General features: G+C 51.3%; 26 protein-coding genes and 2 pseudogenes. 19 read left to right on the top strand and 9 right to left on the bottom strand.

Annotation, left to right across the window (positions count from 1 at the left end; translation table 11 throughout):
• The first annotated feature begins 7 nt into the window (after positions 1-7).
• The 13 genes from AAW31_RS06555 to AAW31_RS06615 all read left to right on the top strand — a co-directional run bounded on the left by AAW31_RS06555 (position 8) and on the right by AAW31_RS06615 (position 10,422).
• Positions 8-226: a helix-turn-helix transcriptional regulator gene (locus AAW31_RS06555; protein ID WP_046849634.1), complete on the top strand. Its 219-nt coding sequence runs from the start codon at positions 8-10 to the stop codon at positions 224-226.
• Positions 223-729, top strand: coding sequence for a hypothetical protein (locus AAW31_RS06560; protein ID WP_046849635.1), 507 nt, complete (start codon positions 223-225; stop codon positions 727-729). The genes AAW31_RS06555 and AAW31_RS06560 overlap by 4 nt, the downstream gene beginning before the upstream one ends.
• Positions 729-1,535: an ATP-binding protein gene (locus tag AAW31_RS06565; RefSeq protein ID WP_046849636.1), complete on the top strand. Its 807-nt coding sequence runs from the start codon at positions 729-731 to the stop codon at positions 1,533-1,535. Before AAW31_RS06560 ends, AAW31_RS06565 begins: the two co-directional genes overlap by 1 nt.
• Before the next feature lie 23 nt (positions 1,536-1,558).
• The gene (locus AAW31_RS06570) at positions 1,559-2,191 is read left to right on the top strand and encodes a hypothetical protein (protein WP_046849637.1); all 633 of its coding nucleotides are present in this window, start codon (positions 1,559-1,561) and stop codon (positions 2,189-2,191) included.
• Between the two features lie 13 nt (positions 2,192-2,204).
• Positions 2,205-2,663, top strand: a complete 459-nt coding sequence (locus AAW31_RS06575; protein ID WP_046849638.1) for a DUF6511 domain-containing protein — start codon at positions 2,205-2,207, stop codon at positions 2,661-2,663.
• A gap of 59 nt (positions 2,664-2,722) precedes the next feature.
• Entirely contained in the window at positions 2,723-3,403 is a 681-nt protein-coding gene (locus AAW31_RS06580) for a PD-(D/E)XK nuclease family protein (protein WP_392390560.1), read from the top strand.
• Positions 3,400-3,822: a hypothetical protein gene (locus AAW31_RS06585; protein WP_046849640.1), complete on the top strand. Its 423-nt coding sequence runs from the start codon at positions 3,400-3,402 to the stop codon at positions 3,820-3,822. Before AAW31_RS06580 ends, AAW31_RS06585 begins: the two co-directional genes overlap by 4 nt.
• A gap of 15 nt (positions 3,823-3,837) precedes the next feature.
• A complete protein-coding gene (locus tag AAW31_RS06590; RefSeq protein WP_046849641.1) occupies positions 3,838-6,168 on the top strand; it encodes a phage/plasmid primase, P4 family in 2,331 nt (776 codons plus the stop codon).
• A 146-nt stretch (positions 6,169-6,314) separates the two neighbouring features.
• The gene (locus AAW31_RS06595) at positions 6,315-6,782 is read left to right on the top strand and encodes a crossover junction endodeoxyribonuclease RuvC (RefSeq protein ID WP_046849642.1); all 468 of its coding nucleotides are present in this window, start codon (positions 6,315-6,317) and stop codon (positions 6,780-6,782) included.
• Positions 6,779-6,988 (top strand): hypothetical protein, encoded by a 210-nt coding sequence (locus tag AAW31_RS06600; RefSeq protein ID WP_046849643.1) that lies wholly within the window; start codon positions 6,779-6,781, stop codon positions 6,986-6,988. Before AAW31_RS06595 ends, AAW31_RS06600 begins: the two co-directional genes overlap by 4 nt.
• Positions 6,960-7,376, top strand: coding sequence for a DUF6362 family protein (locus tag AAW31_RS06605; protein WP_200899724.1), 417 nt, complete (start codon positions 6,960-6,962; stop codon positions 7,374-7,376). The genes AAW31_RS06600 and AAW31_RS06605 overlap by 29 nt, the downstream gene beginning before the upstream one ends.
• 341 nt (positions 7,377-7,717) lie before the next feature.
• Positions 7,718-9,133 carry a site-specific DNA-methyltransferase gene (locus AAW31_RS06610; RefSeq protein ID WP_046849645.1) on the top strand — a complete coding sequence of 472 codons (1,416 nt, stop codon included), beginning with the start codon at positions 7,718-7,720 and terminating at the stop codon, positions 9,131-9,133.
• Positions 9,130-10,422: a site-specific DNA-methyltransferase gene (locus AAW31_RS06615; RefSeq protein WP_187426919.1), complete on the top strand. Its 1,293-nt coding sequence runs from the start codon at positions 9,130-9,132 to the stop codon at positions 10,420-10,422. The genes AAW31_RS06610 and AAW31_RS06615 overlap by 4 nt, the downstream gene beginning before the upstream one ends.
• On the opposite strand, the gene AAW31_RS06620 is transcribed toward AAW31_RS06615, so the two are convergent.
• Positions 10,403-10,681 carry a type II toxin-antitoxin system RelE/ParE family toxin gene (locus AAW31_RS06620; protein ID WP_046849646.1) on the bottom strand — a complete coding sequence of 93 codons (279 nt, stop codon included), beginning with the start codon at positions 10,679-10,681 and terminating at the stop codon, positions 10,403-10,405. The two genes, AAW31_RS06615 and AAW31_RS06620, sit on opposite strands and share 20 nt — an antisense overlap.
• Positions 10,681-10,890 carry a TA system antitoxin ParD family protein gene (locus tag AAW31_RS06625; protein ID WP_046849647.1) on the bottom strand — a complete coding sequence of 70 codons (210 nt, stop codon included), beginning with the start codon at positions 10,888-10,890 and terminating at the stop codon, positions 10,681-10,683. Before AAW31_RS06625 ends, AAW31_RS06620 begins: the two co-directional genes overlap by 1 nt.
• A gap of 139 nt (positions 10,891-11,029) precedes the next feature.
• Between AAW31_RS06625 and AAW31_RS06630 the strand changes: the two genes are divergently transcribed.
• Positions 11,030-11,326 carry an HU family DNA-binding protein gene (locus tag AAW31_RS06630; RefSeq protein ID WP_046849648.1) on the top strand — a complete coding sequence of 99 codons (297 nt, stop codon included), beginning with the start codon at positions 11,030-11,032 and terminating at the stop codon, positions 11,324-11,326.
• A 165-nt stretch (positions 11,327-11,491) separates the two neighbouring features.
• On the opposite strand, the gene AAW31_RS06635 is transcribed toward AAW31_RS06630, so the two are convergent.
• The 4 genes from AAW31_RS06635 to AAW31_RS23070 form a co-directional block, all read right to left on the bottom strand.
• Complete coding sequence (locus AAW31_RS06635) at positions 11,492-11,806, bottom strand: hypothetical protein (protein ID WP_046849649.1); 315 nt, start codon at positions 11,804-11,806, stop codon at positions 11,492-11,494.
• Between the two features lie 64 nt (positions 11,807-11,870).
• Positions 11,871-12,359 carry a DUF3489 domain-containing protein gene (locus AAW31_RS06640; protein WP_046849650.1) on the bottom strand — a complete coding sequence of 163 codons (489 nt, stop codon included), beginning with the start codon at positions 12,357-12,359 and terminating at the stop codon, positions 11,871-11,873.
• 13 nt (positions 12,360-12,372) lie between these two features.
• Complete coding sequence (locus tag AAW31_RS06645) at positions 12,373-12,555, bottom strand: DUF6900 domain-containing protein (protein ID WP_046849651.1); 183 nt, start codon at positions 12,553-12,555, stop codon at positions 12,373-12,375.
• An 85-nt stretch (positions 12,556-12,640) separates the two neighbouring features.
• Positions 12,641-12,763 carry a hypothetical protein gene (locus AAW31_RS23070; protein WP_258920419.1) on the bottom strand — a complete coding sequence of 41 codons (123 nt, stop codon included), beginning with the start codon at positions 12,761-12,763 and terminating at the stop codon, positions 12,641-12,643.
• Positions 12,764-12,868: 105 nt separating this feature from the next.
• On the opposite strand from AAW31_RS23070, the gene AAW31_RS06650 reads away from it, so the two are divergent.
• From AAW31_RS06650 to AAW31_RS23465, 5 genes are read left to right on the top strand one after another with little or no spacing between them, the layout of a single operon-like run.
• A complete protein-coding gene (locus AAW31_RS06650; RefSeq protein WP_046851566.1) occupies positions 12,869-13,381 on the top strand; it encodes a hypothetical protein in 513 nt (170 codons plus the stop codon).
• Positions 13,381-13,542, top strand: coding sequence for a hypothetical protein (locus AAW31_RS21205; protein ID WP_158441413.1), 162 nt, complete (start codon positions 13,381-13,383; stop codon positions 13,540-13,542). The genes AAW31_RS06650 and AAW31_RS21205 overlap by 1 nt, the downstream gene beginning before the upstream one ends.
• 17 nt (positions 13,543-13,559) lie before the next feature.
• The gene (locus AAW31_RS23455) at positions 13,560-13,841 is read left to right on the top strand and encodes an IS3 family transposase (RefSeq protein ID WP_036503716.1); all 282 of its coding nucleotides are present in this window, start codon (positions 13,560-13,562) and stop codon (positions 13,839-13,841) included.
• A gap of 20 nt (positions 13,842-13,861) precedes the next feature.
• A complete protein-coding gene (locus AAW31_RS23460; protein WP_407667746.1) occupies positions 13,862-14,488 on the top strand; it encodes an IS3 family transposase in 627 nt (208 codons plus the stop codon).
• Complete coding sequence (locus AAW31_RS23465; RefSeq protein ID WP_407667745.1) at positions 14,466-14,690, top strand: integrase core domain-containing protein; 225 nt, start codon at positions 14,466-14,468, stop codon at positions 14,688-14,690. The genes AAW31_RS23460 and AAW31_RS23465 overlap by 23 nt, the downstream gene beginning before the upstream one ends.
• Positions 14,691-14,696: 6 nt before the next feature.
• Here the strand turns inward: AAW31_RS23465 and AAW31_RS23470 are convergent.
• The 3 genes and pseudogenes from AAW31_RS23470 to AAW31_RS23480 form a co-directional block, all read right to left on the bottom strand.
• Positions 14,697-15,563: pseudogene (locus AAW31_RS23470) on the bottom strand (IS982 family transposase); the annotation flags it as partial.
• A 743-nt stretch (positions 15,564-16,306) separates the two neighbouring features.
• Positions 16,307-16,987: pseudogene (locus tag AAW31_RS06675) on the bottom strand (IS1595 family transposase).
• Positions 16,988-17,017: 30 nt separating this feature from the next.
• On the bottom strand, positions 17,018-17,359 hold the full coding sequence (locus tag AAW31_RS23480) for an ion transporter (RefSeq protein WP_392390554.1): 342 nt from the start codon (positions 17,357-17,359) through the stop codon (positions 17,018-17,020).
• Positions 17,360-17,543 lie beyond the last annotated feature (184 nt).

Consider the following 17,543-nt stretch of genomic DNA (forward strand, 5'->3'; position numbering starts at 1 on the left):
TTCTTAAATGCAACAAAAAATCAAACACCTGAATCAGGGTGAATTGGCCGAGCGATGGAATATCAGCGAAGCAACGCTGGAACGTTGGCGTTATGAAGGCATCGGTCCGGTCTTTCTAAAACTGCAAGGACGTGTGCTCTATCGCCTCGAGGACATCGAAGCTTTTGAGGCCGAGAGTTTGTGTAAAAGCACCACTGAGCGCGCCAACGCCGGAGGTGCAGTATGAATGAGCTAACCCCATGCCATGATGCACAAAGTCTCAAAATCAACATCACTGATCTGAGCGTTTCAGAAATCGCGGCCCTGCCCCCGGCACAGCTGCAAGAACTGCACAGCAACTTGCTGACGATGCAGGCCAATATCAAAACAGTGCTCGATCGTGTGCATGCTGCTCTGAATCAGCGCTACGGCGAGCAAGCTTCTGCCATGCGTCTTCAAACCGGCAAGGACTTCGGCGTATGCCATCTCACGGATGGGCCAGTGCGCGTCACGGTTGATCTACCCAAGCGCGTGTCATGGGATCAAGTGCAACTGTCCATCCTTGCCGAGCGCATCACACAGGCTGGTGAGAACGTCAGTGATTACATCGATATCGAGTATTCGATTGCGGAATTTCGCTATAACCACTGGCCCGCTTCTCTGCAAGGATTATTCAATTCCGCACGCACAGTAAAGCCTGGCAAGGCCAGCTACCGCTTTGCTCTGCTTAACTCAAAAGGAGAAGCATAATGGCACTCCCCATCATCTCTGCCGAAGAACGGCTCAAAGAACGACACAGCGCCAAGATCGGTTTGATCGGTTTTCCCGGTACAGGAAAAACCACCCAGCTCAAAACGTTGCCGGCGGACAAAACCTTGTTCGTCGATCTGGAAGCAGGCGATTTGTCGGTCAAGGACTGGTCTGGCGACACGGTAAGGCCGCGCAGCTGGAGTGAATTTCGTGACCTGGTGGTCTTTCTCGCCGGCCCCTTACCTACTGCCACGCTCGACCAATCCTTCTCAGAAGCGCACTACCGCCACGTTTGTGAGAAATACGGGGATCCTCGGCAATTAGCTAAGTACGAGTATTACTTCGTTGATTCACTGACCGTGCTCTCGCGTCTTTGCTTTGCCTGGTGCAAAACCCAACCGCAGGCCTATTCCGAGAAAAACGGCAAGCCCGATACCCGCGGAGCTTATGGCCTGCTGGGACAGGAAATGATCGCGGCATTGACCCACTTACAGCATGTGCGTGACAAACACGTCATTTATGTCGCCATTCTCGAAGAAAAAATGGATGACTTCAATCGGCGCTACTACCAGCTGCAGCTGGAAGGTAGCAAGACCGCGTTGGAGCTGCCGGGCATCCTCGATGAAGTGGTAACGCTTGCCATCCTCAAGGCCGACGATGGCAGCCCCTACCGGGCTTTCATTACGCGTGCCGATAATCCGTATGGCTATCCGAGCAAAGACCGCAGTGGTCGTCTTGATGCTATCGAAGAACCTCATTTGGGCCGGCTCATCCAAAAATGCCTTGGCCTCGCCCCACAACTCTAATTTTTGAATACGAGGAATAATTTATGAACCAGAACAACTGGCAAGACTTTAACGATGCCGAAGCACAACAAGGCGGGTTCGATCTGATTCCCAAAGGCACACTGGTACTCGTGCGTATGACCATCAAACCCGGAGGTTATGACAACCCGGAACAAGGCTGGACTGGCGGCTACGCCACCGAGAGCTTTGAAAGCGGCAGTGTCTATCTCGCCTGCGAATTTATCGTACTGGAAGGCCCTTACGCCAAACGCAAACTATGGTCGAACATCGGTTTGCAATCGAAAAAAGGGCCGACTTGGGGGCAGATGGGGCGAAGTTTCGTTCGTGCCGCGCTCAACAGCGCTCACAACGTTCATCCGCAGGACCATTCGCCACAAGCTACAAACGCGCGGCGTATCGACAGTTTCAGTGAACTCGATGGTCTGGAGTTTCTGGTGCGTGTGGATATTGAAAAGGATGCTAAAGGCGAAGATCGCAACGTAGTGAAACATGTTATTGAGCCTGACCATTCTGACTACGCCAAGCTGATGAATGTGCCACCCAAAACCAATGGCAGTGGCGGCAACTCCAGCACACCGGCCCAAGCTGCGGCAGCCTATCCCTCGCCTACCGCGCAACGTCCTCCTGCCAGCGGCAAGCCCGCCTGGGCACAGTAAATGAGGAGGGCTGATGAAATGTTGGGTCTGCACACGACAAGCTCGCGGCTATGGGCATACCGATGGTCGTCACAAAACCGGCGATCCCCGGCGCTATCCGCTCGACTGGGTGTTCTGCAGCCGTCGCTGCCAGGACACTTTCCACAAACTGTATGCCAATTGGGCCGATGCTACCAAGTTTGGCAAGGAGGTGGTGATGGTCGATGCCTCTGATATAGAAATCGCTGCGATGAAGCAATGCCTCAAGGCCTTCGGTGAAGTAGCGGAAATCATCGGTTTCGATAAGCCCCTCGGGGCTTATTCAGAAGATGAAGCCTTGCAGGTGATCGATGCCATCGTTACCTGCTATACCGATGCGATGATCAATGCGCATGAGGCTGCCAAGTTTCCGCCAGTGCAAGGGTTATCCAAGCCAGTCAGTGACCCTTTTGCTGATCTCCAGAATGATCTGCCATGGGAGGCTCAATCATGATGGATTTCAATTCCACTTCGAGTATCTCCGGCCAAATCACGGCACTGATCGATGCTAGCATGCAAAACAAGCATGCCCAGCAGCCAATTCGCCAGTATCTCGGCGCATCGCGTCTAGGGATCGCTTGTGAACGTGCGCTGCAATACGAATATGCGCAAGCACCGGTCGACTATGGTCGTGAAACCCAAGGCCAGATGCTGCGCATCTTCGAGCGTGGGCACATTATGGAAGAGTGTATGGTGCAGTGGTTGTGCACTGCGGGATTTGATCTACGCACTCGTAAACCCAACGGTGAGCAGTTCGGTTTCTCGGTGGTTGATGGTCGCTTGCAGGGGCATATTGACGGCGTGGTCGTGGCAGGCCCTGAGGGTTTTGCCTACCCTGCTCTCTGGGAGAATAAATGCTTGGGCAACAAATCCTGGCGTGAGTTGGAAAAGAAGCGACTCGCTGTGGCAAAACCGGTCTATGCCGCACAGATTGCACTTTACCAGGCCTATCTCGAGCTGCATGAGCACCCTGCCCTGTTTACGGCGCTCAACGCCGACACGATGGAGATCTATGCAGAGCTCGTGCCGTTTGACGCAGCACTGGCGCAGCGCATGTCCGATCGGGCGTCCAAGGTGATCAGTGCAACTGAGGCAGGAGAATTATTGCCGCGCTCATTTGCTGACTCCACTCATTTCGAGTGCAAGTTCTGCCCTTATGCCAAGCGTTGCTGGCAGGAAGGAGGTGGACAATGAAATCAACTTCTAAACCACGAAAATCAATCACCCGCAAGGAATGGGTCAAGCATTGGTGCCCGCCCAGACCCCTGGCTGGCTTAGAAGCCGTGGAAAAAATAATGAACCGCCATGTTCAGGTGACGTGCCCCGAGTCACGCTTGGTAGTGGCAGTCATTGCGCTTGCCATCCAGGATTGCCTGGACAGATCGGACTCAAAGCAGCGCCATGAAGCACGCCGCTTCATTCTGGGACCCGGCCTACAACACTGGTGCGATCTGGTCGGCTTGCACGTTGATTTCGTACGCGCCATCGCCAGGAAAGCGGGCTATCTAGCTTCAGAGGAGCATCACTGGCAGCGTGTCTCGAGCAAGGCTCTACTGACCAAACCGGTCGCTAATGCCAGTAAACCATCCATCCCTCCCATTATCTGTTACTGAAGCGGAGAACACTTTATGCTTGATTTTAATAACGAACCACCCTTAACAAGCTTTTTGAGCGGTGATTTTGACCAGCAGCGTGCTACCATTCGCGCCGAGTTATTGACGCATCTGGAAGCGGTGTTGTTTACCCTATACCCGGCAGGCAAGAAACGCCGAGATAAGTTTCTGATCGGTGACATTCTTGGTAGCCCCGGGGACAGCCTGGAAGTCGTGCTTGAAGGGAGCAAGGCAGGCTTATGGACTGATCGTGCTAATAACTCCGGCGGTGACATATTTGCTTTGATCGGTGGGTACTACGGTATCAACCTCCACACCGATTTCCCACGAGTGCTGGCTCAAGGAGCCGATCTGTTGGGCCGATCCCATCTGGCACCCGTCCCCAGACCCATGAAGGAGCCACCACTCGACGATCTCGGTCCTGCCACCGCCAAGTGGGATTATCTGGACGCCAGTGGCAAACTGATCACGGTCGTTTATCGCTATGATCCACCCGGACGTAAGAAGGAATTCCGTCCTTGGGATGCGAGGCGACGCAAGAATGCGCCACCTGAGCCCCGGCCGCTATACAACCAGCCAGGTATTGCCAAAGCTGAGCAAGTCATTCTGGTCGAAGGCGAGAAATGCGCGCAAGCTTTGATTAACCTCGGCATAGTTGCCACTACCGCCATGCATGGTGCCAATGCTCCGGTGGACAAGACCGATTGGTCGCCGCTTGCGGGTAAAACAGTGTTGATATGGCCAGATCGCGATATAGCAGGCTGGAACTATGCTGAAGCGGCTGCTAAGGCTGTGCTGGCTGCTGGGGCTATCAGTTGCGATATCTTGATGCCGCCGGATACCAAGCCCGAAGGCTGGGATGCTGCCGATGCGCTGGCAGAAAGACAAGCCGAGCGCTCTGATGAGGATCCATCGCCCTTTGATGTGCCTGGCTTCATTCTGGCAGGACAACGCATGCCAGTAATGCGTGACTTAGAAGCTCCGATGTTAGAAGAATCCAGCGATGATCTGACGGAAGGGGTCAGTTGGAGTACTGAAGATGGCTTGGCTACGGCCTTTACTCATCGCTACAGTGAAGATTGGCGCTACTGCGCTCAGTGGAGCAAGTGGCTCGTATGGACCGGGCAGCGCTGGAATGAGGATCGGGTGTTGTTCGTCAATCATTTGGCCCGGGGTATCTGTCGTAGCGCATCGAGGAAGGCAGACAGCCCCAGACTCAAAGCCAAGCTCGCAAGTGCTTCCACCATCGCTGCGGTGGAGCGTATTGTCCGCGCCGAGCCCAAGCATGCGACCACTGCGGACGAGTGGGATGCCGACCTTTGGTTGCTCAATACCCCAGGTGGAGTCATTGACTTGCGTACCGGCGCCCTCCACGCTCATCAACGTGCACATCGCATGACCAAGATCACCACCGCTACCATACAAGGCGGCTGTCCGCAATGGCTCGCATTTCTCGAGCAAATTACCGACGGTGATAGCCAGCTGCAGGCCTATTTGCAGCGGGTCGCGGGCTACTGCCTCACCGGTTCGACACAAGAACATGGTCTGTTCTTCCTTTATGGCACCGGCAGTAACGGTAAATCAGTCTTTGTCAACACCCTTTTCACGCTGTTGGGCGACTATGCGGCCAATGCGCCGATGGAAACCTTCATGGAAACCCGCACCGAACGCCATCCCACCGATCTGGCCGGACTACGTGGCGCACGTCTGGTAACGGCCACCGAAACCGAGCAAGGTCGGCGCTGGAATGAAGCCAAGATCAAAGAGATTACCGGTGGCGATCGGGTCACGGCACGCTTCATGCGCCAGGATTACTTTACCTATTCGCCGCAATTCAAGTTGATGATTTCCGGCAATCACAAACCCGCCATCAAAAATGTGGATGAGGCGATGAAACGGCGGCTGCATTTGATTCCGTTCACCGTCACCATCCCCGCCGAGCGACGCGACCGGGAGCTGGCAAGCAAGTTGCTCAAGGAACGCGACGGGATTCTGGCGTGGGCACTGGCAGGCTGTCTGACGTGGCAACGGGAAGGACTCCAGCCACCTGAGTCGGTACAAAGAGCCACGGCAGAATATTTCGAGGCCGAAGATGCCATGGGACGTTGGATGGATGAGCGCTGTTTGCTGCACGCCAATGCCAAGTCGCTGACCATAGAACTCTTCAATGACTGGAAACAGTGGGCTGATAACTGCGGCGAGTTCATCGGTTCCCAGCGGCGCTTCTCAGATCAGCTGCTAAGTAAAGGCCTACAAAAATGGCGCAACAACTTTGGAGTGCGCGGCTTTCAGGGGATAGGTTTGAAAGAAACGCCACAGCAGCGCTATCCGTATGCCAACGACTGATTTGATATCCGGTTTGACTCATTAACTTGACGCGTTACTGACGCAGTTGACGTAGTTACTAGATTATCGCCCTTATATATATAAGAGAGTTAATAGGTAAATAGTGTCAACTGCGTCAGACCATTAAAAATATAGGATTGACAAACATGATCATAACCATTTTAGCCCTTGATCTGGGCACAAACACCGGCTGGGCTTTATCCAGTCACGACGGCACCATCACCAGCGGTACTGAGCAGTTCAAACCGCAACGCTTCGAAGGCGGTGGCATGCGTTACCTCCGGTTCAAGCACTGGCTGACAGAACTCAAGGCATGCAACGATGGCATCGACGCCGTGTTCATGGAAGAAGTTAGACGGCATGTGGGTGTAGATGCTGCCCATGCCTATGGCGGATTCTTGGCCACGCTCACCGCGTGGTGCGAACATCACCAGATCCCATACCAGGGTGTGCCGGTGGGGACGATCAAGAAGCATTCCACTGGCAAAGGCAATGCGAGCAAGGACGAGATGATCGCTTCCGTCCGCGAGCTTGGTCATGCTCCTATTGATGATAACGAAGCCGATGCCCTGGCACTGCTGCATTGGGCATTGGAACATGGAGGTGCAAGATGAAGGTCCCACAACAACACTATCGCTGCCCCCTCGGTCGTCTGCAGCCACAAGTAACCGATCTGGAAGCAATCAAGCAAAGCGGCTGGCGTGAGCAGCATATCCTCGTGGTGTCAGCAGATGATGATCGCCTCGACTGGATGGAGCGCGAATTGCTCAAGCGTATTGGTGAACGTTTGTATGGGGAGAAAGGAGCACATCATGGATAAATGGACAGCTGAACTCGTGGCAGATCGTTTCTCGGAAGCTGCGCAAACAGCAGATCGTCTTCCGCCGGTGCGCATTCAAGGTTACTTCAACTGCTGGCCAGACATTCAACGCATGGCGTGGGAGAACCTGGGCGCCGAGCCACGAGTGTACCGCTTCCCGCCCGAGCCGGCTGCGATTGATCGCATGCACGAAACCATGCGATGGGTGCAGTGGTTAGAAGAGGAACAACGCCATCTGATCTGGATGCGGGCCAAGCGCTACGAGTGGCAGAAAATTGCAAAACGCTTCGGCTATTGCACTCGTACTGCACAGCGCCGCTGGCAACGTGCACTGCAGAGTCTGGCTGACCATCTCAACGATATTTCAGTTGATACAAAATATTTTTAGCAATTTTTCGTATGATTGACAACGGATGCGGAATATTGCGGAGAATCGCCAATTTAGGGGCTTTCAGAGGTGTCGCATTTCCTAAAATTTCGTGTAAAATCTGTTTCATCGTAGAAATAACAATGGAATAGACACTGATAGATCAAGACATTCTGCTAAGCCCCAACCAATAATTGCTACCGCAAACAGCTGCGGAAAGTTGATGGGTCCTTCCTGCCCAGGATGGCATGCGGGGGGCGCGCGCCCGACATCGCGCTAGCGACAGATCAAAAAATTAGGTTACCAGAGTTACCAGTTACCACCCCATACCAACCCGTCCACGTGACGGGTTTTTTATTGCCATGCAAAACCTCCACATCGAATACCGCCCCATCGAATCTCTCGTGCCTTATATCAACAATGCCCGCACCCATTCCGATGAACAGGTCGCACAAATTGCCGCTTCGATGATAGAGTTTGGGTGGACATCGCCCATTCTGGTCGATGGCAGCAACGGTTTAATCTCAGGGCACGGCAGACTGCTCGCAGCACACAAACTCAGATTCGCTACCGTACCAGTCATCGAACTGGCCCATCTCTCCCCGACGCAAAAACGTGCCTACATTCTGGCGGACAACCGTTTGGCTGAGAACGCAGGCTGGAACGAAGAATTGCTGACGTTGGAACTGACTGAGCTCTCTGAGGCTGGTTTTGATCTTGCATTGACCGGTTTTGAAGATTCCGAGATCGAAACCTTGCTCGCCGCCAATGCTGGGGTCGATGAGATTAAACCAGAACAGGATGGCGATGAACCCGATCTGGCCGATGAGGTGCCTGATGCTCCGGCAGTACCCGTGTCACGTCCAGGTGATGTTTGGATTTTAGGCTGCCACCGCCTGATTTGTGGCGATGCAACCGATGCGGCTGTGGTAACCACGCTGATGCAGGGTAAGGAAGCCAGCCTATGCTTCACTTCTCCGCCCTATGGTAACCAACGGGACTACACAAATACGATCATTGATTGGGACGTATTGATGCGTGGAGTGTTCGCTCAGCTGCCAATGGCAGACGACGGCCAGGTTTTGGTCAACCTCGGCCTGATTCACCGCGAGCAGGAAGTCATCCCTTACTGGGATGCCTGGCTATCCTGGATGCGAGCCCAAGGCTGGCGACGCTTCGCCTGGTATGTGTGGGATCAAGGACCCGGTTTGCCGGGGGATTGGAACGGACGGCTGGCGCCGGCCTTCGAATTCATCTTTCATTTCAACCACAAAGGCTCGGAACCACGCCGTCCCAACAAGATCGTGCCCTGTATCTACGCCGGACGCGATACCCACCTGCGCGGAGATGGTACCAGCGGTGGCGGTATGCGCAACAAAGACGGCAGCAAAACTGCCTGGAACCATGCAGGCCAAGTGACACAGGAAAGCAAAATTCCCGACTCGGTAATTCGCATCATGCGTCACAAAGGCAAGATCGGTGAAGACATCGATCATCCCGCAGTATTCCCGATAGCGCTGCCGCAATACGTGCTGGAGGCCTACTCCGGTGAGGGCGATATCGTGTTCGAACCGTTCTGCGGTTCTGGTACCACGCTGCTGGCCGCAGAGCGTAGCGGACGGGTGGTGCGTGCCGCCGAGATTGCGCCAGAATATGTGGATGTCGCCATCAAACGCTTCCAGCAGAATTTCCCGAACATTCCGGTCACGCTGATGGATTCACATCAATCTTTTGCAGAGGTTGCTTGCGCGCGATTAGGCAAGGAAACAGAACAATGAACATCTCCTGGTTTGCGGACAAGATCGAGCAGTGGCCAATCACGCAATTGCTGCCGTATGCAAGAAACGCGCGCACCCATTCGGAAACTCAAGTGGCACAGATTGCCGCCTCTATTGCCGAATTTGGCTTTGTCACGCCGTGCTTAGTTGGTGCGGACGGCGTCCTGGTGTCAGGGCACGGGCGGCTCGCCGCTGCCCGCAAACTCGGATTAGAGTTAGTACCGGTAGTGGTGCTTGATCATCTTACTCCGACACAACGTCGTGCTCTGATCATCGCTGACAACCGCATCGCTGAGAATGCCGGCTGGGATGAAGAAATGTTACGCATCGAACTGGCAGCGTTGGCGGATGACGACTTCGATCTGTCATTGACCGGTTTCGATGCCGACGCGCTGGCCGACTTGTTGGCTGGCGAAGAACCAGAAAACGAAGGACAGACTGATGAGGATGCAACCCCCGAAGTCTCAGAACTAACCGTGTCACGCTCGGGCGATGTCTGGTTGCTGGGCAAGCATCGGCTGTTGTGCGGGGACGCTACCGACCCCGACAGTTACTCCTCCCTGCTGGGTGACGAGCATGTGGCCATGATCTGGCAAGACCCGCCGTATAATGTGGATTATGCCAACACCGCCAAGGACAAACAGCGCGGAACCCATCGTCCAATACTCAACGACAACCTGGGAGAAGAGTTTCAGAGCTTCTTGCTCGCAGCATTGAAGCCGGCGCTGGCGCGATGCGAGGGTGCGATCTATATCGCTATGAGCTCAAGCGAGCTGGATGCTTTGCAAGCTGCTTTCCGTGCGGCCGGTGGCAAGTGGTCCACCTTCATCATCTGGGCGAAGAACACCTTTACGCTCGGGCGGGCCGATTACCAGCGGCAATATGAACCCATACTTTATGGTTGGCGCGAAGGAGCATCGCACTACTGGTGTGGTGATCGCGACCAGGGGGATGTCTGGTTTTTCAACAAGCCGACCAAGAATGATCTGCACCCGACGATGAAGCCGGTGGAACTGGTAGAGCGTGCCATCCGTAACTCCTCACGTCCCGGCGAGTTGGTACTGGATTGTTTCGGCGGTTCAGGAAGCACCCTGATCGCCGCTGAGAAGTCAGGACGTCAAGCTCGGCTAATGGAACTTGATCCGAAGTATGTCGATGTGATTGTGCGCCGCTGGGAGTCGTTTACCGGCAAACAGGCCATGCTGGCTGGACGCGAGCAAACTTTTACTGAAGTGGCCTCTGAGCGAGAAGGGTTATTAGTCCAAAAGATTACTTCTCCTGCCGTTTGAGATCACGATAAAAATTCTCGTGAGGACCAAAGGTCAGCAGCTTCAGACTGTTCTCATCGAGAATACGGTAAGCCAACATGCACAACTGATTTGCTAAACGGAATTTGTAGACGCGAATGCCTTGCAGATCTCCCACCTTGGCTTCACCACACTCAGGATGGTTAGCGATGGTGCGTACTGCTACATCCAGCTCTGATTTCTGTTGGGGATGCAGCTTTTTTACCGCGCGCTCGAACGAAGGTGTGACAAGCAGGCGCATCAGTCGAACTGATATTCGCCGACAGGCTCCTCTTGATCCGCGAGCAAGATGTCGCGGATCATGCTAAATGGCAAATCGGGGTTTTCCTCGGCGATTTTGCCGATCTGCGACCAGTATTCGATTTGCTTGGGCACCGAGCGATGCTGAATTTGCGCATAACGCTTGGCTTGGGCAACCAGATTCTCGGATAACTTTACATTGACAGACATGGCAATCTCCCGTTAAAAGCCCATTATAGTCCAATTGGTTCCATAAAGTACCTTTGTGTTTCCTTATCGGTTTTCCTGCTGACAATGAGGCTTACCCGGTTATACTGCGGGCTTCTCAACTCACAGGAGCATTTTAAGCATGTTCAAGTCAGAACTGATTGACCAAATCGCCGCCCAGGCAGAGATATCCAAAGCCACCGCAGCCAAGGCATTGAATGCCATGATCGACAGCGTAGTCGCAACGGTGGCCAAGGGTGACACCGTTGTCCTGCCAGGATTTGGCACATTCAAATCGACCAAGCGCGCAGCGCGCACCGGCCGGCATCCGCAGACAGGTGAAGCATTGAAAATCGCTGCCAGCACAGTGCCAAAATTCACAGCGGGAACCATTTTCAAGAAAGAAGTAGCTACAACGAAGAAAAAGAAAAAGAAATAAATTTGATTTAAATAAGGATAAACAGAGATCGGCAAATGCCGCTCTTCTGATAGAACTCGACCTGGAGTATGTGAATGTGATTGTCCATCATTAACAGGCAGGACTGGATAGGAAAGCAAGCCACCCGTGGACCGGATGGCTTGTTATTCAGCTTTGCGAACTAGATCAGGCAGCTCGCAGTGCATTCAGTTCCTTGACCAACTCGTTCTTAGCTTCTAGCAGAGACATCGCTTTAAATTTCCAATAGCCTCCACGATCAATTGCTGAAATTTGCTGGTTCTTGATCGCTTGGTAGAAATAGCCAATATCCTGAATGAGAGCCGATTCTTGGCTTGCATCTACCAACTTAAACTCAGCATTTAGTTGTCGAATCAAGTGTTCAAGATTCAGTGCACCCGCTTGTTCCTCAAGTGCTAACGCGTAGTTAGCGATATACATTTTCGCCAGTTGTAGTCGCTGACCTGTGATTTGTCCAATCATATGAATTCCTCTAAAAGAAACGCCACATGGCGCAGGGCTTTATATGGGAGCGTCTCTACAAATTTCAAGAACCAATCCGGTAGACCCTCTCATCGCCCGGTAACTTGTCCGAGGTGATGGTCAGGCCGAGCTTCTTCTTGAGTGCCCCAGCTAGAGCTCCTCGCACGGTATGCGATTGCCATCCCGTGATTTCACAAAGCTGATCGATGGTCGCGCCTTCAGGACGCTTGAGCATGGCAATCACCTGTGCCTGTTTGCTATTGTCTCGCGCACGAGGTTTTTGAGTATGTGCCGCCTGTACTTCTTTAACCGAATCGGGTGCTGCAGAGGAAATCGTCTCTTGATGCGGTAATCCCAAGGCTGCATAGCCTTGTTCTGAAACAAACCAGTCAGTTTTATCGATAGTGATCAACGCCCGCTTGGAGAGACTTTCGATCACTTTTGTTCTGGCTCCGCCCTTGATGTTTTCTGGAAACCAGATCAGTTTGCCGTCGGCGCATTCTGCAGCGTGGCTGAGGATTTGTTGCTGTGTTGGACTCAGTTGCATGGTCATGAGGATCTCCTGATTAAGGTTGTTTGGGATGGGTGTTTGTCGCTTGCCCCGCTTCAAAAGCTGCCAGAAGAGCCGCCTTGATGTACCACACCGGTAGATAATGGAAATCAAGTGCGTCTCGGTTGCGTGTCTCCAAGGTTTCGATGTCCAGGTGCTTTTGGGCGATCAGGGTCAAGATGTTATCGAGTTGGTCCATGCTTGACTCCTTAAACATTATGAATTTTTGCAGCCTGCTCGAACCCAACCCAGACGCCGTTTTGATCCAAGCCGCGTGAGGCCAATTATTCGCGCGCCAAGCGATTCAGATCCAATTCACCGCGTGCCGCTGCGGCGAGCACCTTGGTCAGCGCAGTCTGGATGAAACCGATTTCGTCGACCGTAAAACCATGGGTGGTGTAGCTCATTTTTCTTCTCCTGTTGTTTGTTGATGACGATGACATGAACGCTTCCTTTGAGCAAAAAGACAAGCAGAACATGCACTTTATTCAACGAAATGATTGATCCAAATCATGGGATTATCGATTCGCGCGTACGCACGTCATCGCGGTGTCTCCCATGTTGCCGTGATCAAGGCAATCGAAGCTGGGCGGATTACGCAAGAAACGGATGGCACCATCGATCCTGAACGAGCAGATCGGGATTGGGAGCAGAACACAGCCTTCCCGCACAAGAAAAGCACCATGCAAAACCACACAGCTGCAGAATCGATTTCTTCTGCGACATCTTCCAATGGCACGTCACTTTTACAGGCGCGTACGGTCAACGAAGTCGTCAAGGCGCAAACTAACAAAGTACGGCTAGCACAACTCAAGGGTGAACTCGTCGACCGGCCACAAGCGATCGCGCATGTGTTCAAGCTGGCCAGAACGGAACGCGATGCTTGGCTCAATTGGCCCGCGCGCATCTCGGCGCAGTTAGCAGCCAAACTCGATGTCGACCCGCATGTGATGCACGTCGCGTTGGAAGCCGCGGTGCGTGAGCATCTGCAGGAATTGGGTGAACTGCGTCCCAGGGTAGACTGATGCAAATTGAGAATTACGAAGGTGCAGAAGAAATTGAGCGTGCCTGGCGCGAGGGATTGACACCCGATCCACTGCTCACTGTGTCTGAATGGGCAGATCGCCACCGGATACTGAAGTGGTACCCAAAAACTGTACAGGTTGTTAAGCTCTGGCAGAATTAAAAAGGAGCTTAATAACAATGAGTAAAAAGCGCATACAATATTCGAGCGAATTCAAAGCAAAACTAGCGCTGGCAGCGATACGTGGTGATGAAACTGTCCCCCAATTAGCAGCGCGTTATAATGTACATCCCACGCAGATCAATAGCTGGAAACGGCAACTCATTGAGCAAGCTGCCGAGCTGTTTTGTAAAAATAATACTGCCGCCAATAAGGAGCAGCCTACAACAGATGACCTGCACCGGGTTATTGGTCAATTGGCGGTAGAACGCGATTTTTTAGCAAGAAAGCTCAATCATTAAGTCTTGTAGAACGCAAAGAGATGATTGAGCCCCATGGCAAACTTAGTCAAACTCGTCAATGTCAGCTGCTGGATCTGGCGCGCTCAACTTATTATTATCAACCGCAACCAATCAGTAATGCTGATCTGGTTCTGCTGCGCATGATGGATGAACAGTACTTAAAGACGCCACAATATGGCTCACGCAGTTATGCTACCTGGTTTCAGCGCCAGGGAATCATGTTAGGGCGCAAGAAAGCCTCTTCCTTAATGAAGACACTCGGTATTGTCAGCATAGCTCCAAAACCCAGGACCAGCATCTCAAGCAAACAGCATAAGGTCTATCCTTATCTGCTTAGAGAACTTGTCATTAATAAACCCAATCAGGTTTGGGCTGCCGACATAACCTATGTCCCCATGGAGAAAGGCTTTGGCTATCTGGTTGCCATCATCGACTGGCATTCGCGTAAGGTGTTGAGCTGGCGCTTGTCCAATACCTTGGATACTGACTTTTGTACTCAGGCGCTGGAGGCAGCCATCCAGGATTATGGCTGTCCACAGATCATGAATACCGACCAGGGCGTACAGTTTACCAGCGAAGCATTTACCTCCATACTAAAAGATCATCATATTCAGATCAGCATGGATGGCAAGGGGGTGCTACTATGACAACATTTTTGTTGAACGACTTTGGCGGACAGTTAAGTATGAGCTTTTATATACCAGAGAATTCAATAATCTGAAGGAGATAAAGCAGAATTTATCCACATGGTTTGAATGGTACAATCAAGAACGATTTCATCAAAGCCTTGACCGTCTTACGCCTGATGAAATCTACTATAGTGATCCAAGAATTGATCGGGTTGCCTGAACCTGTTTAACTATACATATCAGAGCTGAACTTTCTTTCAGGTTGTCCAGTTACAGGGAACCACATCACTGGAAGAGCCTGAGGGAGTCTGATATTAAGCGAGGGATTCTTCTCACGAATGGTGTAAGCCACCAGCCCGGCTATCAGATTAACAAAGAAGTTAAATGGGCTGCGATGACGGGAATGCTCGATTTGCGAGATATTTTTCAATTGATCATTGACGGTCTCAATAATTGAGCGTTTACGTAACAAGAGCTTGTCAAACAGCGGCAATAGCTTGTTTTTCATGTTGTTGCGTACCTTAGTAACAAGCTGCACGCCTTGCTCCTAGAGTTGATCAAAGAGCGATTGCGAAATGTAGCCCCGGTCACCAAAGAGTTTGCCAAATAAAGAGCGCGTCAACTCTGGTACCGGGTCACGGTCATCCACATTGCCCGCCGTGATTTTGACTCCCAGCAATTCCCCTGGTCATTAGTGACCAGGTGCAGCTTGAACCCATAAAACCAATCCACACTGGTCTTTTCCCGAGCAGCAAACTCTGCCATTACTTGATGCGACCCAATGCGGTGATTGAGGCACACACTGATCCTGGTCGAATCAATGAAGCTGATCCCACTGCATTGTCCAAATCGGCTGGTCAGAAAACAACACAAAGGCGCCAGGCTACCTTGCAGCAACTCAACAAAGCGGTGATAGCTCACCAAATCCTGAAAAATAGCACCGCTGGTACCTCAACACGTAATTCAGGTAATAGTGCTCAATTGTCCGATAAGCGGATAGATGGAACCCCACCATGATGGTCATGACTTTACTTAGACACAGCGCTCGTTGCCGCCGGCGCCGTTTCAGCGACGACCCTAATAAGCACTGCTCCTACTATGGCTCAAACTCTTTATAGAACCTGTCACTTGTAAAAAAAATCGTTATCATACCTATTGGAACCTGACTCCTCTCATGATGAATTTTTTTTCTAAACCGCTTCATCATAAAGAATCAAAGCTTCTTTTACCCCTTTTCTTATGCCGAACTCATGTTATTAAATAAAACTTCCTATTTTTTTATGGGTTTTCTTTAGATTAAATTAAGGTCTCCACTTATTTTAACATTCACCAAACAAATATATCTTTTGAACTAATTTAGATTAAGACTGAAATTAAGCTTCTAGCTCAATCTAAGATGTTAAACATAATATTTTTACTATACAACGAGGTGGGTTTATGATCCGTACGTTTTCCCAGTGGGCGTCTGTTTTATGTTGCTTGGCATCATTATCAGCGTGAAGAGCAGCAAGTGCATGGTTGTGAACGGCGCAAGCTGGGAGAAAAGCGCTAATATCGGCCAGTACAACTGTAGTAACGCCGCAACAAATCAGGCAGGGGAAGCGAGTAGCGGCGCTGACATCTTGGTTGTGAATATCTTCAATTTTAAGAGCGAGCATTGCATAGGCGTTCACAGAGAGAGCAGTTAAACGGTGCACAGCGGAAACAATTTGCCTGTGACTACAACGGCACGTAGGCGGTATATAGCATATATATTAGCACCCCTCAGTTTGAGTTGATGTTCTTGCCAGTATTGCAGGTTATTACTCGTGCTATTTATATTTGGGTCTTAGGAAGTTAAAGCGGGTTTAGACGTAATAATTTAAGAATTTGAAGATAGAGATTATCATGTCGATGATTAAAACGAAATTCGGTTTCTTTCAGGTGAAGATAAAAAGTATGCTCAGGCACGCCATTGAATTTTGCCAAACGTCTTTTTGCGAAACTCCAGAAAAATTCGATACCGTTAATATGGCGTTCGCCATTGACAAACTTATTATCCCCGTGATGAACCCTCAAATGCTTATCAAAGCCGATATCGACAATCCATCATAACCACGCCATCCATTCTATTGGATGGATCACGGTATCTGGCGCTACATGTCCACGGATAATGGCTTGCAACGTTGCTTTAGAACAATCCGGAACAATCTCCGTATACACTTTACCCTGGCGTTTGAGAACCCCGAAAACGATCGTTTTGCCGTAAGCACCTCGACCTCTCTTGCCCCTGACTCTCTGTGCACCAAAATAAGACTCGTCAACCTCTACAGAACCTTGCAGAGGCGATTCAAGCTCACAACAACAGGCAATTCGCTGCCGTATTTTAAGGTAAATGCTATTAACGGATCGAATAGAGATACCGGTCAATTTCGCTGTGCTCGTAGCAGTGAAATCCAGAGAAAAGCACCGAATAAGTTGCCTGAATTTCGCTTCTCTAATTCGAGAACAAAAGTAGTATCTATTTTTACCATTCATCTCAGTAAGTTAACACACCTTAATAAGTGCTTAACTTCCTAAGACCCATACTAAAATCTTACGCCTGCTTGCAGCAAGCGCAGCGCCGAGCGCGTTGTACTCATAAATGTAGGCCGTGAGCTTGAGGATCCTAAATATCCGCAGCATGCGCAACAAGCGGATATCTATCAGCACATGAAACTTTGGGAAGAAGAGGGCGAGATACGTCGGCAGAATCGAGATCAGATCGATAATGCCAAAAAAGCTCCGCGCATAGCGTCCTGGCCGCTCCACGCACGATAACCGTGCAACATATTCGATGGTAAATAGGAATGTGAATCCATTCGAGCACAATGAAGAGCTTTTGGTAGTGCTCCCCAAGGCTCTGCACACTGCCGAGTATCACTACTAGAACACTCGCGATAATTGCAAGCAATAGCACCACGTCAAACGCTTTGCCTGCCGGCGTGTCCGCTTCAAAGATGACCGTGAATAACTTGCGCTTATACCCTCTCTCAGGTCGACCGAAAGCGTCAGACTCAGATGAAGGTATCGTCTCCTTATGAGCAGGACGAGG

Origin of the sequence: Nitrosomonas communis, assembly GCF_001007935.1 — a bacterium.
Taxonomy (GTDB): domain Bacteria; phylum Pseudomonadota; class Gammaproteobacteria; order Burkholderiales; family Nitrosomonadaceae; genus Nitrosomonas; species Nitrosomonas communis.

What these genes read in the sequence shown, in the direction of transcription:
- AAW31_RS06555 (WP_046849634.1), top strand. Translation starts at nt 8, where the DNA reads ATGCAACAAAAAATCAAACACCTGAATCAGGGTGAATTGGCCGAGCGA.
- AAW31_RS06560 (WP_046849635.1), top strand. Translation starts at nt 223, where the DNA reads ATGAATGAGCTAACCCCATGCCATGATGCACAAAGTCTCAAAATCAAC.
- AAW31_RS06565 (WP_046849636.1), top strand. Translation starts at nt 729, where the DNA reads ATGGCACTCCCCATCATCTCTGCCGAAGAACGGCTCAAAGAACGACAC.
- AAW31_RS06570 (WP_046849637.1), top strand. Translation starts at nt 1,559, where the DNA reads ATGAACCAGAACAACTGGCAAGACTTTAACGATGCCGAAGCACAACAA.
- AAW31_RS06575 (WP_046849638.1), top strand. Translation starts at nt 2,205, where the DNA reads ATGAAATGTTGGGTCTGCACACGACAAGCTCGCGGCTATGGGCATACC.
- AAW31_RS06580 (WP_392390560.1), top strand. Translation starts at nt 2,723, where the DNA reads ATGCAAAACAAGCATGCCCAGCAGCCAATTCGCCAGTATCTCGGCGCA.
- AAW31_RS06585 (WP_046849640.1), top strand. Translation starts at nt 3,400, where the DNA reads ATGAAATCAACTTCTAAACCACGAAAATCAATCACCCGCAAGGAATGG.
- AAW31_RS06590 (WP_046849641.1), top strand. Translation starts at nt 3,838, where the DNA reads ATGCTTGATTTTAATAACGAACCACCCTTAACAAGCTTTTTGAGCGGT.
- AAW31_RS06595 (WP_046849642.1), top strand. Translation starts at nt 6,315, where the DNA reads ATGATCATAACCATTTTAGCCCTTGATCTGGGCACAAACACCGGCTGG.
- AAW31_RS06600 (WP_046849643.1), top strand. Translation starts at nt 6,779, where the DNA reads ATGAAGGTCCCACAACAACACTATCGCTGCCCCCTCGGTCGTCTGCAG.
- AAW31_RS06605 (WP_200899724.1), top strand. Translation starts at nt 6,960, where the DNA reads ATGGGGAGAAAGGAGCACATCATGGATAAATGGACAGCTGAACTCGTG.
- AAW31_RS06610 (WP_046849645.1), top strand. Translation starts at nt 7,718, where the DNA reads ATGCAAAACCTCCACATCGAATACCGCCCCATCGAATCTCTCGTGCCT.
- AAW31_RS06615 (WP_187426919.1), top strand. Translation starts at nt 9,130, where the DNA reads ATGAACATCTCCTGGTTTGCGGACAAGATCGAGCAGTGGCCAATCACG.
- AAW31_RS06620 (WP_046849646.1), bottom strand. Translation starts at nt 10,681, where the DNA reads ATGCGCCTGCTTGTCACACCTTCGTTCGAGCGCGCGGTAAAAAAGCTG.
- AAW31_RS06625 (WP_046849647.1), bottom strand. Translation starts at nt 10,890, where the DNA reads ATGTCTGTCAATGTAAAGTTATCCGAGAATCTGGTTGCCCAAGCCAAG.
- AAW31_RS06630 (WP_046849648.1), top strand. Translation starts at nt 11,030, where the DNA reads ATGTTCAAGTCAGAACTGATTGACCAAATCGCCGCCCAGGCAGAGATA.
- AAW31_RS06635 (WP_046849649.1), bottom strand. Translation starts at nt 11,806, where the DNA reads ATGATTGGACAAATCACAGGTCAGCGACTACAACTGGCGAAAATGTAT.
- AAW31_RS06640 (WP_046849650.1), bottom strand. Translation starts at nt 12,359, where the DNA reads ATGACCATGCAACTGAGTCCAACACAGCAACAAATCCTCAGCCACGCT.
- AAW31_RS06645 (WP_046849651.1), bottom strand. Translation starts at nt 12,555, where the DNA reads ATGGACCAACTCGATAACATCTTGACCCTGATCGCCCAAAAGCACCTG.
- AAW31_RS23070 (WP_258920419.1), bottom strand. Translation starts at nt 12,763, where the DNA reads ATGAGCTACACCACCCATGGTTTTACGGTCGACGAAATCGGTTTCATC.
- AAW31_RS06650 (WP_046851566.1), top strand. Translation starts at nt 12,869, where the DNA reads ATGGGATTATCGATTCGCGCGTACGCACGTCATCGCGGTGTCTCCCAT.
- AAW31_RS21205 (WP_158441413.1), top strand. Translation starts at nt 13,381, where the DNA reads ATGCAAATTGAGAATTACGAAGGTGCAGAAGAAATTGAGCGTGCCTGG.
- AAW31_RS23455 (WP_036503716.1), top strand. Translation starts at nt 13,560, where the DNA reads ATGAGTAAAAAGCGCATACAATATTCGAGCGAATTCAAAGCAAAACTA.
- AAW31_RS23460 (WP_407667746.1), top strand. Translation starts at nt 13,862, where the DNA reads ATGATTGAGCCCCATGGCAAACTTAGTCAAACTCGTCAATGTCAGCTG.
- AAW31_RS23465 (WP_407667745.1), top strand. Translation starts at nt 14,466, where the DNA reads ATGGCAAGGGGGTGCTACTATGACAACATTTTTGTTGAACGACTTTGG.